This window comes from Streptomyces jeddahensis (assembly GCF_001642995.1).
In the GTDB taxonomy this organism is placed as follows: Bacteria; Actinomycetota; Actinomycetes; order Streptomycetales; family Streptomycetaceae; genus Streptomyces; species Streptomyces jeddahensis.
This window is the reverse complement of the sequence record NZ_LOHS01000037.1, coordinates 1-15,823: the sequence shown is the minus strand read 5'-3', so window position 1 is coordinate 15,823 and position 15,823 is coordinate 1. Positions and strand designations below refer to the sequence as shown.

The following is a 15,823-nucleotide window of genomic DNA, read 5'->3' as shown; positions in this document are numbered from 1 at the left end:
GGTCCGTATGAGGCGACCGCGCCTCGTACGAGGCGACCGCGCCCTGCGTCTCTGCCGGGCGACCGTGCTTCCGCCGCTGGTGTCAGACGGCCTGCGACGCCAGGTACGCGCCCCGCTTCTCCACGGCCATCTGGTACAGGCGGCCGGCGCGGTACGAGGAGCGCACCAGCGGGCCGGACATCACACCGGAGAAGCCGATCTCCTCGGCCTCCTCCTTCAGCTCCACGAACTCCTGCGGCTTGACCCAGCGCTCCACCGGGTGGTGGCGGACGCTCGGGCGGAGGTACTGCGTGATCGTGACGAGCTCGCAGCCCGCGTCGTGCAGCTGCTGCAGCGCCTCGCTGACCTCCTCGCGGGTCTCGCCCATGCCGAGGATCAGGTTCGACTTGGTGACCAGGCCGGCCTCGCGGGCCTCCGTGATCACCTTCAGGGAGCGCTCGTAACGGAAACCGGGACGGATGCGCTTGAAGATCCGCGGCACCGTCTCGACGTTGTGCGCCAGCACCTCGGGACGGGACGAGAAGACCTCGGCCAGCTGCTCCGGGACGGCGTTGAAGTCGGGGATCAGCAGCTCCACCTTGGTGCGGCCCGCCTCGCGATCGGCGGTCATGGCGTGGATCTGCCGCACCGTCTCCGCGTACAGCCAGGCGCCGCCGTCCTCCAGGTCGTCGCGCGCGACGCCGGTGATCGTGGCGTAGTTCAGGTCCATCGTGACGACCGACTCGCCGACGCGGCGGGGCTCGTCACGGTCGAGTGCCTGGGGCTTGCCGGTGTCGATCTGGCAGAAGTCGCAGCGCCGCGTGCACTGGTCGCCGCCGATGAGGAAGGTCGCCTCGCGGTCTTCCCAGCACTCGTAGATGTTCGGGCAGCCCGCCTCCTGGCAGACCGTGTGCAGGCCCTCCCTCTTCACGAGTTTCTGCAGGGCGTTGTACTCGGGGCCCATCTTCGCCCGGGTCTTGATCCACTCGGGCTTGCGCTCGATGGGGGTCTGGCTGTTGCGGACCTCCAGGCGCAGCATCTTGCGTCCGTCGGGTGTGACTGCGGACACGTCGGGCGCCCCTCTCTCCGTTGCGCGGCTTTCGATTCGTCGGCGTACACCAGCGTACGCCCGTGCTCTGCACGCCCTTGCCTCCGGGCAACCTCCGAGAGCGGGGGCGCATTCCCGGGTGCGGGCGCCGTCGGCTACGCCGGGGTCCGCTCGATCTCGCGCGGCTTCAGCTCGGCGTTCTCGAGGATGTCGCGCAGATGCTTCTCGGCCACCGGCAGGACGTCCGCGATGGTGATGTCCTGCCCCAGCTCGTTCGCCAGCGATGCCACGCCCGCGTCGCGGATGCCGCAGGGCACGATGCGGTCGAACCAGGTGTTGTCCGGGTTCACGTTCATGGCGAAGCCGTGCATGGTCACGCCCTTGGCTACGCGGATGCCGATGGCGGCGACCTTGCGGTCCTCGCGGCGCTGGCCGGCGTTGGACGGCGCGTACTCCGGGCCGTTCAGCCGCGGGTCGAACTCCTCGTCGTGCAGCCGAGGGTCGAAGTCGAGCGACAGGCCGCCGAGCGACGGGCGCTGCTCCACGGGATCGCCCAGCACCCACACCCCACTGCGGCCCTCGACCCGGGTGGTCTCCAGGCCGAACTCCGCGCACGTACGGATCAGGGCCTCCTCGAGGCGGCGCACATGCGCGACGACATCGACCGGGCGCGGCAGCTTCACGATCGGATAGCCCACCAGCTGGCCCGGGCCGTGCCAGGTGATCTTGCCGCCGCGGTCCACATCGATGACCGGGGTGCCGTCGAGGGGACGCTCGCTGTCCGCTGTGCGCCGACCGGCCGTGTACACGGGCGGATGCTCGAGCAGCAGGCAGGTGTCGGGGATCTCGTCCGCGAAACGGGCGGCGTGCACGCGGCGCTGCTCGTCCCAGGCCACCTGGTAGTCGACGGCGTCCGCACCGAATCCCATGCGGACGAACCGCAGTTCGTTCACGGCAAGTGCCTCCTAAAACCTTCACCATGCACATATGCCCCTCAGCCACTGTACGGGCACGCACGCGAGGCGGTTCCGGCCGGTCCGCGCGCGGCTCGTGCCAGCCCTCCACACGCGGCGTCGTCCACCCCTCCCGCTGCTCGCTGTCAGGCCTGCGGCCAATCCTCACACGATCGGATGAATGCAGGTCGTGGGCGACGGGAGGCGTCCTGGTGACCGCTAAATTCACGCAAGTTCCCTCTGCCACGCCATGAGGGTTCCCTGTGGGATGTCATGAGGATGGATCGGCAGGAGACCGCACAGCAGATGACGGAACGACCTCCGCAGCGCACCCCCAACCGCCAGCTGGCCTCCCTCATCGCAGAGGCAGGGTTCTCCAACGCCGGCTTGGCCCGCCGTGTCGACCAGCTCGGTCTCGAGCACGGACTCGACCTGCGGTACGACAAGACATCGGTGACCCGCTGGCTGCGCGGCCAGCAGCCCAGGGGCACCACGCCCGCGCTGATCGCCGAGGTCTTCACCCGGCGCCTCGGACGGCGGCTCACCGCACAGGACCTCGGACTCGACGCGTGCGCCCCGGTCTACGCAGGCCTGGAGTTCGCGGCGACCCCCGAAGAGGCCGTCGACATCGTCAGCGGGCTGTGGCGGAAGGACTCCGGCAGCCACGCGGAGCTGCGCAAGATCGCGTTCACCCCGGCGGGACTCGTCGTGCCCAGCCGGGACTGGCTGATCGGCCGCGCCGACGACCGCGTGGGCCGCGGCGAGCCGCTCCCGGCCGCCGGGCGCGTGCCCGCCCAGGGGCGCCCCGCGGGGCCCCGGTCGCTGTCTCCCGCGGCCGGACGGGGGACCGCGGGGGCCGAGCGTGTGTCCGGCCAGAAGGTGAGCAGCGGCGACATCGCCGCGCTGCGCTCCGTCGGTGAGCTGTTCCGCACGCTCGACCACGCCTACGGCGGCGGGCACGCACGGCAGGCACTCGTCCGGTATCTCGAGCACGAGGTCGAGCCGATGCTGCGCGGGACCTACGGCGAGCAGACGGGCCGCCGTCTCTTCGCCGCCGCCGCCGACCTGACCTGTCTCGCCGGCTGGACGTCGTTCGACATCGCGGCGCATGGCCTGGCCCAGCGGTACTTCGTGCAGGCACTGCGGCTGTCCCAGGCCGCGGGGGACCGGGCGTACGGCTCGTACGTCCTGGTCACCATGAGCCGCCAGGCGGTCTATCTCGGCCACGGGCGCGAGGCCGTGCAGCTGGCGAGGGTCGCCCAGCAGGGCGTCGGCACCTCCGCCCCGCCCGCCGTACAGGCGCTGCTGCACGCCGTCGAGGCGCGCGGGCACGCCGTGCTCGGGGAGGTGCGGGCGTGCACGGCGTCGCTCGTCCGGGCCGAGCGTGCGCTCGATGGGGCGCGGCCTGGGGACGACGTGCCGCACTGGGCGCGCAGCTTCGACGAGGCGCAGCTCGCCGACGAGTTCGGGCACTGCCACCGCGACCTCCAGCAGTACCGGGCCGCGGTGCAGCACGCCGAGCGCTCCCTGCAGCTGCGCCCGCACGGGTTCGCGCGCAGCCGCCTGCTCTGCCGGGTCGTCCTGGCCTCCGCGCGGCTCGGCCTCGGCGAACTCGACCAGGCCTGCAGGCTGGGTGCGGAGGCCGCGGGCCAGGCCGCGGAGATGCGGTCGGTACGGGCCGTGGAGTACGTGCGCGACTTCGAGCGGCGCCTCGAGCCGTACCGGGACGCGGCGCCCGTGCGGGGGTATCGGGACAAGGTGGCTGCGCTGGGGTAGGCGGGGTCCGGCGCTTGGTGCGGTGCCCCTGTGCTCATGCTGCCGTGGACATGGGGTCCACCGCGTCCGGCAGGTCCACGCCGAGGTCGGCGGCCAGGACGTGTGCGGCGCGGCGGGCCGAGTGGAGCGCCCCCTGCACCGTGCTCGTGTCCCGGTGGTCGCCGCACACGTACAGGCCCGTCAGGAGTCGCACCGGGCGATGCAGATCGTGCGGTGCGGGCATCGCCGGCACGGCCTCCGGATCGTGGTGGACGGCCAGCGTCTCCCAGCCCGAGGTCGACGTTCCGTACAGCTCGGCCAGGTGCCCGCGCACCAGGGCGTCCAGGCCGGGCGGGGGCGGGCCGAGGACCGTCGACGACACGAGTGTGCGGCCTGCCGGGGCGCGCGACGGGTCGACCTGGCTGACCACCGCCGTGTACGCGACGGGACCGCGGCGGTCGGCGTCGAGCAGCAGCGCCGGCTCGGCCAGCGGCGGTTCCGAGGTGGCGTGGTGCACCACCGTCACCGGGTGGAAGGACGGCACGCGCAGTCCCGGCAGCAGCTCGGCCGCGGCGCGGGCGCCGGTCGCCAACAGCACGGAGCGGCACGCCAGTTCGCCGTGGTCCGCCGTCCTCACGGAGGTCGTGGACACCTCCGTGACGCGTACGCCGGTGCGTACCGTGCCCGGTGGCAGCGTGGCCGCCAGCAGCTCCGGGAGGGCGTCCGCGCCGCCCTCCGGCAGGCACAGGCGGCCGCGGGCGAACGCATGCAGCGCCAGGTCCGCGCACCGGCTCGACGTCGTCAGGCCCGGGTCGCTCAGCAGGGCCGAGAGCAGGGGGCGCAGAAAACCGTCGACGGTGCGGGACGGCAGGCCGCGCGTGGCGAGGGCCTGAGCGGCCGGGAGTTCACGGCGGGTCAGTAACCGCTCCGCCGGGGTCGCGGCGAGGCGCCCGAGGGCCGCGGAGAGCCGGGCCTGGTCGAGGGCGCCGCCCAGGGGGGTGGCGGGACGTGGGGTGGCGGGGCCTGCGGTTCGGGGAGCGCGGGGAGCGCGAGGGGCACTTGCGAGCGCGCGTGCCGCTATGAGTGCGCCCCGTGCGCTGCCTCGTGCGCCCTTTGTGCTCCAGGTTGGCGCCGGAGGGCCGGCGCGGTGGTGGCGGCCGTCGCTGTGCACCAGGACCCCGGGTGCGAAGGGGCGGAGCACGAGCGCGTCGAGTCCCGGGGTGCGGGTCAGTTCGGGATACGAGGTGAACAGCAACTGGCCGATCCGGTCGAGTCGGAAGCCGTCGACCTTCTCGGTCGACATGCGGCCGCCCGTGTAAGGGGCGGCCTCCAGGACGACGGTGGTGACACCGGCCCTGGTCAGGTGGTGCGCGGCCGCGAGTCCTGAGACCCCGGCTCCCACTATGACGACGTCCGCAGATTGCGCCGGCTCAAGCACGTGCCCTCCCCGAGTTGCGCGGATGGTGGAGACGTCATGCCCTCAACGGCGCCGCGGAATGCCGGAGTTCGGGGGCGTGGCTCAGCGGGGTGCCCGGTTTGCGCCCGCCCGCACGGGGCCCGGCTTGCGCCGCCTGGTGGGTGGGTGGGGCGGCGCGTGCGCGGCTTCTGCCCGGTGGTCGGTTCGCCACCTGTCGGTGGGTGGGTCGGGGCCGCGCCGGGATGTACGTCCTCGGTCTGGCGCCTAGCCGTACGTCGTCGGGTGAGCCCGAACGTCGCGCCAGCCTCCCCCAGTGCCTTAAGGGCCTGGGAGGTACCCCCAGCGGGCGCACATCCCGCCACGTCCCCTTCGGCGCGTACGCGGCGATCGGCCGGTGGCCGGTCCCGTACCGTTGTGGGCAATCGTTCCGCTGGGGGTGCCCCCAGGCCCTTAAGGCTCTGGGGGAGGAACGGGTGGGCACAACCCACGACGGCGGGTGCCCCGCGTCGTGCAGAGGTGGTGCCGCCCAGGCGTGGGCGCCGCCTCGGCGTGCGGCCCTGGCCCCGGCGTAGGAGCGTGAAGGAAGCGGCCGGAGGACGAGGGGGCGGGCGGGCCGGAAGGAGTGCGGTGATGAGCGGGGCCGCGTCTCGGCGCCGGGACTATGAGGAGCGCGCCTGGCTGCGCGGGGCGCCGCCGCCGCGCTGGCTGCGCCTGCTGCCCCTCGTCATGCTCGTCGGGCTCACCGCCGCCGGGCTCGCCACCTCGCGCAGGTTCGACGTCGGTTTTCTGCTCGCGGCGCTCCCGCCGCTGGCCGCGCTCTCGTACGGACCCCGGGCCACGGCCCTGCTCGGCGGCATCGTCCTCGCCCTGCTCGACCTCCCGTGGCCGGACCTCGGGCAACCGGGCGAGGTCGACCTGGCGACGGTCGCCTTCATCGCCCTGCTCAGCGTGGTCATCGCCTGGGTGCGCAGCCGGCGCGACGCCCAGCTGATCACGGTGAGCGCGGTCGCCGAGGCGGTCCAGTTCGCCGTGCTGCCGCCGCTGCCCGAGCGTGTGGGGCCCGTGCGCTGCGCGGGCCTGTACCGGGCGGCCCAGCGAGGGACCCTCGTCGGCGGCGACCTGTTCGAGGTGCGTGACGGCCCCCACGGCGTACGGGCCCTGGTGGGCGACGTCCAGGGGCACGGGCTCGCCGCCGTCGGCACCGTCGCGGCCCTGCTGGGCGCCTTCCGGGAGGCCGCGCTCGACCAGCCGCAGCTGGCGGGGGTCGCGGGCAGACTCGACCGCAGGCTCGTCGTCGACTCGGCCGACGTGGGGAACCCGGAGCTCTTCGCGACGGCCGTCCTGCTGGAGTTCTCGGACGACGCCCGGGCCGTGCGCATCCTCTCCTGCGGCCATCCCCGGCCGCTGCTGCTGCGCGGCCGCACGGCGACCGAGCTGCGGGTGCCGGCCGGACTGCCGCTGGGCCTCGGCCTCGCCGCCGACGCGCCCGAGGAGCTCATCGTCCCGCTGGAGCGGGGCGACCGGCTGTTCGTCGTCACCGATGGGGTCACCGAGTCACGCGACGGCTCCGGTGTCTTCTATCCGCTCGCCGACCGGCTGCCCGTACTCAGCGAGGACGATCTGGCCATGACGACGGACGTGGTGTGGAAGGACCTGGTCCGGTTCGCCGGAAGCGTCCAGGATGATGTGACGATGCTCGTCTTCGAGCCTGAGGTGGAGGAGCCGGGGCTGGGCCTGGAGTCGGGGCTGGGGCCGGAGACGGCGCCGAGGCCGGAGTCGTAGCCCGGGCCCGGCCTTAGCCCGTCGGGGCGGTCGAGGCGGCCGAAGCGACGGAGGCGGTCGCTGAGGCCGGGGCCCGTCGGTCCCGGGGCTACACCGTGTGGAGTACACCGCATGTCGCCCGCGGTCCGTGCGGCGGACAGTGGTGGAATGCGTGTCTTTCGCGTCGTGCTGTGGTGCGTGCCCGGTGTCGCGGGCTGCGCGCTCCTCGTCCTGCTCGCGACGAGCATCGGTGGGCCCGCCGCATCGCCGGAGCGGACACAGACGGCGCGGCCCCAGGCGGCGAAGGGCGCGGTGTGGACCGCTCCGAAACCGCAGATCGTGCCCAGGGGCAGCTGGCTGGGCCAGGGCGGCCCGGAGGCGCACAGCAGCCCGCCGCCCCGCTTCGCCGACCGTGTCATGGCCGTCTTCGTGCACCACACCGACACACCGAACGACTACGACTGCGCCGACGCCCCGCGCACCATACGCGACCTGTACACCGGCCAGGCCGGTGCCCGGCACTGGGACGACATCGGCTACAACTTCCTCGTCGACCGCTGCGGCACCATCTACGAGGGCCGCGCGGGCGGCACCGACCAGGCCGTCGTCGGGGCGCACACCCAGGGGTTCAACGAGCGCACGGTGGGCATCGCCGCGATCGGTACGTTCACCGCAGGGACGGATGTGCCGAAGGTCATGACCGATGCCATCGCGGCCATCGCCGCCTGGAAACTCGGTCTGTCCGGCATCGACCCGCGCGGCAAGGTGGAGCTCGTGTCCAGCAACAGCCTGAGCAAGTACGCCGCGGGGACGCGTGCGCGGTTCTATGCCGTGTCCGGTCACACCGACGGCAACCTGACCGAGTGTCCCGGGGAGGCGCTGATGGCGCAGCTTCCGTCGATCAGGGACGCGGCGGCCCGTATGGAGGGCCGCCTGTAGCAAGGCGGAAGCCGGCGCAGACGCGCGTGCAACGACGGGCCTACGACCCGAACCGCTCCCACAGCTTCGGGTACCGCTCCGCCAGCACGGCCTTGTTCTCGAAGTCGATCGGCGTGCCCTCGGGCTCCGGCGGGGCCGGTGGGATGCCGAGGTCCGGGGCGACGGTGCCGGTGAGTTCCTCGTACGCCTCGTCGGCCGCGTAGCCGAGCTCCTCGCCGTCCCCGTCGATCTCCTCGTCGAACTCCTCGAGGAGGGCGGCCAGCGAGTCCGGGTCGTGCATGGCTCCTTCGAAGATGTCGCGGCCCTGGCCGATCAGCCAGCAGCGGAAATAGTCGAAGGCGTCGTCGCTCGCCCCGTCGAGCAGCACCCAGGCGGCGCCCCACAGGTCCCAGCGGTACGCACGGTTGTAGCGGGACTCGAAGTGCCGGGCGAAGTCCAGTACGGAGTCCGGATCGGACTGAAGCAGCCTTTCGACTAGCAGCTCGGCATGGTCCTCGGGGTCGCCCTCGGCGGCCTCGCGGGTGCTGTCCACGATCTCCCAGAACTCCGTCTCGTCCATCACGCCACCAGCATCGGCCCTGGGGATGGGCGATGCACGCGGAATGGGACAGAAGCGGCTGTGTCGTCACGCACCCTGCTCTGCACGGGATCACCGCTGAAATCACGACAGAGGGTGTCTGGATTCCCGGGAATGCTCCTCGTATGGAGAATGCACAGCCACTCAAGGGAAAGATCGCGCTGGTGGCGGGTGCCACGCGCGGGGCCGGGCGGGCCATGGCCGTGGAGCTGGGACGCGCCGGGGCCACGGTGTACGTGACGGGACGGACGACCCGGGAGAAGGTCAGCGAGGTCGGCCGCACCACCGAGACCATCGAGGAGACCGCCGAGCTCGTCGACGCGGCCGCCGGCCGGCACGGCGCCGGTATCGCCGTACCGACGGACCATCTGGAGCCGGATCAGGTGCGCGTGCTCGTCGATCGCATCGATCGCAAGCAGGGTCGGCTGGACGTCCTGGTCAACGACGTCTGGGGCGGCGAGCACCTGGTGGGCGAACTCCTCGAGACCAAGCCGAAGATGTGGGAGCACGACCTCGGCAAGGGCATGCGGATGCTCGAACTCGGCGTCCGTACGCACATCGTCACCAGCAGCCTGGCCCTGCCCCTCCTGGTGCGGAACCCCGGCGGCCTGGTCGTGGAGGTCACCGACGGCACCGCCGAGTCCAACCGGCGCTACCGCGAGAACTTCTACTACGACCTCGCCAAGAACGCGCCCATCCGCATGGCGTTCTGCCTCGGCGAGGATCTGAAGGACTTCGGCGGTACGGCGGTCTCGATCACCCCGGGTTCCTGCGTTCCGAGCAGATGCTCGACGGGTTCGGTGTCACCGAGGAGACCTGGCGCGACGCGATCGAGAAGGTCCCGGAGTTCGCGATCGCCGAGTCTCCCGTCTACGTCGGCCGGGCCGTCGCCGCGCTGGCCGCCGACCCGGACCGGCACCGGTGGAACGGCCGCTCGCTGTCCAGCGGACAGCTCGCCGAGGAGTACGGCTTCACGGACGCCGACGGCTCCCGGCCGAACGCGTGGGCGTACTTCGAGGAGGTCGTCTTCGGCGGGAAGGACGCTCCGGTGGAGGACTACCGGTAGGGATGTACTCGTGGGGCTCTGCCGGTGGGGGATTTCTCGTAGAGCTGCACGAGTAGGGGATCACTCGTAGAGCCGGTGCATCCGGGCCGCCGCCTCCGCGAACCGTTCGCGCAGACCGGTGGGCTCCAGGACCTCCGCCTCCGGCCCCAGAGCCAGGAGCTGGCTGTGCGCGACCTCGTCCGACTCGACGGGCAGGGTGACGGTGATCCGGCCCTGCCCGTCCGGTTCACCGGCGGCCTCCAGGGCCTCTCGGGCGGCGGTGGGATCGGTGACGTGCGGCAGCCGCCGGGCACCGGCCTCGGAAAGCCGTACGACGACCTTCGAGCGCAGGATCGAGCGGGCGAACTGGGCCGCCTGCTCCTCCCAGAAGGCGGGCAGGTCGAACGTCTCGTCCCGCTCGAAGCGTTCACCGGCCGGTGTCACCGCGGTGAACCGGTCGATGCGGTAGACGCGGAACGAACCGGAACCTCCGGTCGCGCGGGCGCACAGGTACCAGACGCCCGCCTTCAGGACGAGCCCGTACGGCTCCAGCTCCCGCTCGACCTCGTCGTCCCGGCGCCGGTAGCGAGCGGTGATCCGGCGGTCGTCCCACACCGCGTCCGCGACCTCGGGCAGCAGCTCGGGCGCCTTCGGCTCCTGGAACCAGGCGGGCGCGTCCAGATGGAACCGCTGCGCCGCCGTCCGCGACGCGTCCCGCACGGACGGCAGCAGCGCCGCGGACACCTTCAGGCGGGCCGCCGACGCCGCGTCCTCCAGGCCCATCTCGCGCAGCGCGCCCGGTACTCCGGAGAGGAACAGGGCCTCCGCCTCGCTGCGGGCGAGGCCCGTCAGACGCGTGCGATAGCCGCCCACGAGGCGATAACCGCCCGCCCGGCCCCGATCCGCGTACACCGGAACGCCCGCCTCCGACAGCGCCTGCGCGTCCCGCGTGACGGTCCGCTCGGACACCTCCAGTTCGCGGGCCAGCTCGGCGGCGGTCATGGTCGGCCGGGACTGAAGCAGCAGCACCATCTTGATGAGGCGGGCGGCACGCATGGCCCTCATCATGCCGCGCACGCTGCCGGGCGGGCACCGCCGGACATGACGGCGCCCCCGGGCCCGGGGGGAGGACCGGGGGACCGGGGGCGCGTCGCGACAGGCGAGAGGCGGCTACAGGCCGTACTTCTCGCGGGCTTCCTTCACCGCCGACGCCGGGACCTCACCGCGGCGGGCCAGCTGGGCCAGGGCCGCGGCGACGATCGACTCGGCGTCGACACCGAAGTGGCGGCGGGCCGCCTCGCGGGTGTCGGAGAGGCCGAAGCCGTCCGCGCCCAGCGAGGAGTAGTCCTGCTCGACCCACTGCGCGATCTGGTCCGGGACCTGGCGCATGTAGTCGGAGACCGCGAGGACGGGGCCCTCGGCGCCCTGCAGGGCCTGGCGGACGTACGGGATGCGCTCCTCGCCCTGCAGCAGGGCTTCGTCGGCCTCCAGGGCGTCGCGCCGCAGCTCGCTCCAGGACGTCGCGGACCACACGTCGGCGGCCACGCCCCACTCCTCGGCGAGCAGCTGCTGCGCCTTGAGCGCCCAGTGGATCGCGGTGCCGGAGCCGAGCAGCTGGATGCGCGGCGCGTTGGCGGGCACCGTCAGCCCGGCGGACTCGGCCGTGTTGAAACGGTAGAGGCCGCGCACGATGCCCTCGTCGACGCCCGCGGGCTTCGCGGGCTGCGGCAGGGGCTCGTTGTAGACGGTCAGGTAGTAGAAGACGTCCTGGTCCTCGCCCGGCTTGGCCTCGCCGTACATCCGGCGCAGACCCTCCTTGACGATCGCGCCGATCTCGTACGCGAACGCCGGGTCGTACGTCAGTGCCGCCGGGTTGGTCGCGGCGATCACCGGGGAGTGGCCATCGGCGTGCTGCAGGCCCTCACCCGTGAGCGTCGTACGGCCGGCCGTGGCGCCCACGAGGAAGCCCTTGCCGAGCTGGTCGCCGAGCTGCCACATCTGGTCGGCGGTCCGCTGCCAGCCGAACATCGAGTAGAAGATGTAGAAGGGGATCATCGTCTCGCCGTGCGTCGCGTACGACGTGGCGGCGGCGATGAAGTCCGCCATGGAACCGGCCTCGGTGATGCCCTCGTTGAGGATCTGGCCGTCCTTGGCCTCCTTGTAGTACATCAGCTGGTCCCGGTCGACCGGCTCGTACGTCTGGCCCTTCGGCGAGTAGATGCCGAGGGACGGGAAGAGGCTCTCCATACCGAAGGTGCGCGCCTCGTCCGGGACGATCGGCACCCAGCGCTTGCCCGTCTCCTTGTCGCGGATCAGGTCCTTGACGAGGCGTACGAACGCCATGGTGGTGGCGACGGACTGGCTGCCGGAGCCCTTGTCGAAGGCCGCGAAGGCCTTGTCGGCCGGGGCGGGCAGCGGCGCGACGGGGTGGACGCGGCGGGCCGGGGCGGGGCCGCCGAGGGCCGCGCGGCGCTCCTGGAGGTAGCGGACCTCGGGCGATTCGGCGCCGGGGTGGCCGTAGGGCACCTGGCCGCCCTCGAAGGCGCTGTCGGCGATGGGCAGGCCGAGCAGGTCGCGCATCGCCTTGAACTCGTCCACCGTCAGCTTCTTCATCTGGTGGTTGGCGTTCTTCGACGCGAAGCCCTCACCGAGGGTGTGGCCCTTCACCGTCTGGGCGAGGATCACGGTCGGGGCGCCCTTGTGCTCCAGGGCCGCCTTGTACGCCGCGTACACCTTGCGGGGCTCGTGGCCGCCGCGGGACAGGTGGAAGCACTCGAGGATCTTGTCGTCGGACAGCAGCTTCGCCATCTCGGCGAGCGCCGGGTCCTTGCCGAAGAAGTCCTGGCGGATGTAGGCGGCGTCGCGGGTCTGGTACGTCTGGACCTGGGCGTCAGGGACCTCGCGCAGGCGGCGGACCAGGGCGCCGGTGGTGTCGAGCGCGAACAGCTCGTCCCAGGCGTTGCCCCACAGGGTCTTGACGACGTTCCAGCCGGCGCCGCGGAACTGGGCCTCCAGCTCCTGCACGATCTTGAAGTTGGCGCGGACCGGGCCGTCGAGGCGCTGCAGGTTGCAGTTGATGACGAAGGTCAGGTTGTCCAGGCCCTCGCGCGCGGCCAGTGCGAGCGCGGCCGTCGACTCGGGCTCGTCCATCTCGCCGTCGCCGAGGAACGCCCACACGTGCGAGGCGGAGACGTTCTTGATGCCGCGGTTGGTCAGGTAGCGGTTGAAGCGCGCCTGGTAGATCGCGGAGAGCGGGCCGAGGCCCATGGAGACGGTCGGGAACTCCCAGAGCCAGGGGAGGCGGCGCGGGTGCGGGTACGAGGGCAGGCCGTTGCCGCCCGACTCGCGGCGGAAGTTGTCGAGGTGGGACTCGTTCAGCCGGCCGTCGAGGAACGCGCGGGCGTAGATGCCGGGCGATGCGTGGCCCTGGATGTAGAGCTGGTCGCCCGAGCCGTCGGCTTCCTTGCCCTTGAAGAAGTGGTTGAAGCCCGTCTCGTAGAGCCAGGCCGCGGAGGCGAAGGTGGCGATGTGGCCGCCGACGCCGTATTTCGAGCCGCGGGTCACCATCGCGGCCGCGTTCCAGCGGTTCCACGCGGTGATGCGGTTCTCCATCTCCTCGTCGCCGTCCACGGTGGGCTCGGCGGCGGTGGGGATGGTGTTGACGTAGTCGGTCTCGAGCAGCTTGGGCAGCGCCAGACCGGCGCCCTCAGCGCGCTCCAGGGTGCGGCGCATCAGGTACGCGGCACGGTGCGGGCCCGCCTCCCGGGCGACGGCGTCCAGGGAGGCCTGCCATTCGGCGGTCTCCTCCGGGTCCCGGTCCGGGAGCTGGTCGAGCTCGCTCGGCTGGATTGCGGTGGGGTCGGTCATTGCGCCGCCTTCCGTAGTCGAAGGGGGTTCCCTTTTCGGTAAAGGGTTCGGGGGTGCCCTTGGTCTTTGGCAGGACAGGGCGGAGGGCTCTGGTGAGAGCCCGTCGATGACTGTAAGCCCCTGATCGATGATCGATCAAAGGTCGGGGAGGTAATTCTTCTCTCGATCGCGAAAGTCGGCACGGGGTGCCTTGGCGGCAGGCACCGGGTGCCTGGTCTTCGCAGGTAGGCGGCGACTTCTGAGCGCCGGGGCGCTCCGCTGTGGGCTGGCGCCCCCCGCCGCCTGTGGGCTGGCGCCCCCGCCCGCTACCTGTGGGCTGGCGCCCCCGCCCCGCCGCCTGTGGGCAGCTGTTCCGCCAGGGGGCGGAACGGGTGGGCACAGGCGGAACCCTCTGCGCCGGGTGCGCACGTTGCTTGAACGGCACCCGAGACTTCGGGTGCCCGGGAGTACGAACAGGTGCCCGCCGTCGCGGGGTTCCGCTGTGCCCACCCTCCCCCATTGCCTTAAGGGCATGGGAGGTGCCCCCATCGCCCCAGCGGAACGATTGCCCACAGCGGGGGGAGGGCGGCGGCACTCCGCCGTTACGCGCGTGGGGCGCAGCCCAGGACGTGGGCCTTTACCAGGTCCGCGATCCGGGGATCCCGGCGGCGGAAGGCCTCGACCAGGGCCTCGTGCTCCTCGGCGTACGACTGCTGGACCGTGCCCAGCCAGCGGATGGACAGGGCCGTGAAGACCTCGATGCCCAGGCCCTCCCAGGTGTGCAGCAGCACGGAGTTCCCGGCCGCCCGCACCAGCTCGCGGTGGAACGCGACCGTGTGCCGCACCTGCGCCGTCCCGTCGGAGATCCGGTCCGCGTCGTAGAGCGCCGCCACGTGCGGCTCAAGGGCCGAGCAGTCCTCGGCGAGCCGCTCGGCCGCCAGTTCCGCGGCGATCGCCTCGAGGCCCGCCCGCACGGGGTAGCTCTCCTCCAGATCGGCGGCCGTGAGATTCCGCACGCGTACGCCCTTGTTGGGCGCCGACTCGATCAGCCGCAGGCTCTCCAGCTCGCGCAGCGCCTCCCGTACGGGCGTCTGGCTGACCGCCAGCTCCGTCGCGATGCGCCGCTCCACGATCCGCTCGCCCGGCTTCCAGCGCCCGCTCACGATCCCCTCCACGATGTGCTCGCGGATCTGTTCGCGCAGCGAGTGGACGACGGGCGCGGTCATGCGGTGCTCCTTCGGCAGGGTGCCGTCCGGTGCCGGGCGACCCCAAGGGCCTTGACGTCCGGCCGCGTCTGGCGGCGGCTGACGTCTGGTGAGGCTGACGTCTAGACAATACGGCGGCGCCCCCGCCCGGAAATGCTCCGGGCGGGGGCGTTCCCGCAGGTGTGGTGAGGCTTACAAGGGCGCGCTCTGTCTCAGAGGCCGAGCTCGACCTCGAACTCGCCCGCCTCCAGGATCGCCTTGACCGCGGTCAGGTAGCGGGCGGCGTCCGCGCCGTCCACCAGACGGTGGTCGTAGGAGAGCGACAGGTACGTCATGTCGCGGACGCCGATGACGGTGCCCTCGGCGGTCTCGATGACGGCCGGACGCTTGACGGTGGCGCCGATGCCCAGGATCGCGACCTGGTTCGGCGGCACGATGACCGTGTCGAACAGCGCACCGCGCGAACCGGTGTTGCTGATCGTGAAGGTCGCGCCGGCGAGGTCGTCCGGCGTGATCTTGTTGGCCCGGACGGCACCGGCCAGCTCAGCGGTCTTCTTCGCGATGCCGGCGATGTTGAGGTCGCCCGCACCCTTGATGACCGGCGTCATCAGGCCCTTCTCGGAGTCCACGGCGATGCCGATGTTCTCCGAGTCGAAGTACGTGATGGTGCCCTCGTCCTCGTTGATCCGGGCGTTGATGACCGGGTGGGCCTTCAGCGCCTGGGCCGCCGCCTTGACGTAGAACGGCATCGGGGAGAGCTTCACGCCCTCGCGGGCGGCGAAGGCGTCCTTCGCCGCGGCGCGCAGCCGCATCAGCTTGGTGACGTCGACCTCGACGACCGAGGTCAGCTGGGCCTGCGAGTGCAGCGCCTTCATCATGTTGTCGCCGATGACCTTGCGCATGCGGGTCATCTTGACCGTCTGACCGCGCAGCGGGGACACCTCGAGGGCCGGGGCCTTCTTGGCGGCGGCCGGAGCGGCGGCGGCCGGAGCCGGAGCAGCGGCGGCGGCCTTCGCGGCCTCGGCGGCGGCGATGACGTCCTGCTTGCGGATACGGCCGCCGACGCCGGTGCCCTTGACGGTGGACAGGTCGACGCCGTGCTCGGCGGCGAGCTTGCGCACCAGCGGGGTCACGTACGCGCCCTCGTCCACGGGCGCCGTCGGAGCCGGAACCGGAGCCGGGGTCACCGGAGCCGGAGCGGTCGGGGCGGGAGCCGGGGCGGCGGGCTGAACCGGGGCCGGGGCGGCAGCGGCCGGGGCGGCCGGAGCAGCGGGGGCCGGAGCCGGAGCAGCAGGCGC

Annotated in this window: 11 protein-coding genes and 1 pseudogene; 4 read left to right on the top strand and 8 right to left on the bottom strand. The window is 72.3% G+C overall.

Translation table 11 applies throughout. The annotated features are described in order from the left end of the window. Positions 1–82: 82 nt before the first annotated feature. Both lipA and lipB read right to left on the bottom strand, forming a co-directional pair. Positions 83–1,048 carry a lipoyl synthase gene (gene lipA / locus STSP_RS04680; protein WP_067272400.1) on the bottom strand — a complete coding sequence of 322 codons (966 nt, stop codon included), beginning with the start codon at positions 1,046–1,048 and terminating at the stop codon, positions 83–85. 134 nt (positions 1,049–1,182) lie between these two features. Continuing rightward, positions 1,183–1,980, bottom strand: coding sequence for a lipoyl(octanoyl) transferase LipB (lipB, locus tag STSP_RS04675; RefSeq protein ID WP_067272398.1), 798 nt, complete (start codon positions 1,978–1,980; stop codon positions 1,183–1,185). 306 nt (positions 1,981–2,286) lie between these two features. Between lipB and STSP_RS04670 the strand changes: the two genes are divergently transcribed. Next, a complete protein-coding gene (locus STSP_RS04670; RefSeq protein ID WP_067272505.1) occupies positions 2,287–3,756 on the top strand; it encodes a regulator in 1,470 nt (489 codons plus the stop codon). A 34-nt stretch (positions 3,757–3,790) separates the two neighbouring features. On the opposite strand, the gene STSP_RS04665 is transcribed toward STSP_RS04670, so the two are convergent. Next, positions 3,791–5,173 (bottom strand): NAD(P)/FAD-dependent oxidoreductase, encoded by a 1,383-nt coding sequence (locus STSP_RS04665; RefSeq protein ID WP_067272395.1) that lies wholly within the window; start codon positions 5,171–5,173, stop codon positions 3,791–3,793. 609 nt (positions 5,174–5,782) lie between these two features. On the opposite strand from STSP_RS04665, the gene STSP_RS04660 reads away from it, so the two are divergent. Then, on the top strand, positions 5,783–6,934 hold the full coding sequence (locus tag STSP_RS04660) for a PP2C family protein-serine/threonine phosphatase (protein ID WP_067272392.1): 1,152 nt from the start codon (positions 5,783–5,785) through the stop codon (positions 6,932–6,934). A gap of 147 nt (positions 6,935–7,081) precedes the next feature. Then, positions 7,082–7,852 (top strand): peptidoglycan recognition protein family protein, encoded by a 771-nt coding sequence (locus STSP_RS04655; protein WP_232789521.1) that lies wholly within the window; start codon positions 7,082–7,084, stop codon positions 7,850–7,852. 40 nt (positions 7,853–7,892) lie between these two features. Here the strand turns inward: STSP_RS04655 and STSP_RS04650 are convergent, their stop codons facing one another. Beyond that, positions 7,893–8,411, bottom strand: a complete 519-nt coding sequence (locus STSP_RS04650; protein ID WP_067272388.1) for a DUF4240 domain-containing protein — start codon at positions 8,409–8,411, stop codon at positions 7,893–7,895. A 143-nt stretch (positions 8,412–8,554) separates the two neighbouring features. Between STSP_RS04650 and STSP_RS04645 the strand changes: the two are divergent. Further along, a pseudogene (locus STSP_RS04645) lies at positions 8,555–9,495 on the top strand (SDR family oxidoreductase). 60 nt (positions 9,496–9,555) lie between these two features. Here STSP_RS04645 and STSP_RS04640 read toward each other — a convergent pair. From STSP_RS04640 to sucB, 4 genes are all read right to left on the bottom strand, one after another. After that, positions 9,556–10,530 (bottom strand): helix-turn-helix transcriptional regulator, encoded by a 975-nt coding sequence (locus STSP_RS04640; RefSeq protein ID WP_067272385.1) that lies wholly within the window; start codon positions 10,528–10,530, stop codon positions 9,556–9,558. 114 nt (positions 10,531–10,644) lie between these two features. Further along, positions 10,645–13,341 carry a pyruvate dehydrogenase (acetyl-transferring), homodimeric type gene (gene aceE, locus STSP_RS04635; protein ID WP_067272382.1) on the bottom strand — a complete coding sequence of 899 codons (2,697 nt, stop codon included), beginning with the start codon at positions 13,339–13,341 and terminating at the stop codon, positions 10,645–10,647. Between the two features lie 581 nt (positions 13,342–13,922). Beyond that, complete coding sequence (locus STSP_RS04630; protein WP_067272380.1) at positions 13,923–14,546, bottom strand: GntR family transcriptional regulator; 624 nt, start codon at positions 14,544–14,546, stop codon at positions 13,923–13,925. Positions 14,547–14,737: 191 nt separating this feature from the next. Further along, on the bottom strand, positions 14,738–15,823 hold a 1,086-nt coding region (sucB, locus tag STSP_RS04625; RefSeq protein ID WP_067272503.1), incomplete at its 5' end, for a 2-oxoglutarate dehydrogenase, E2 component, dihydrolipoamide succinyltransferase.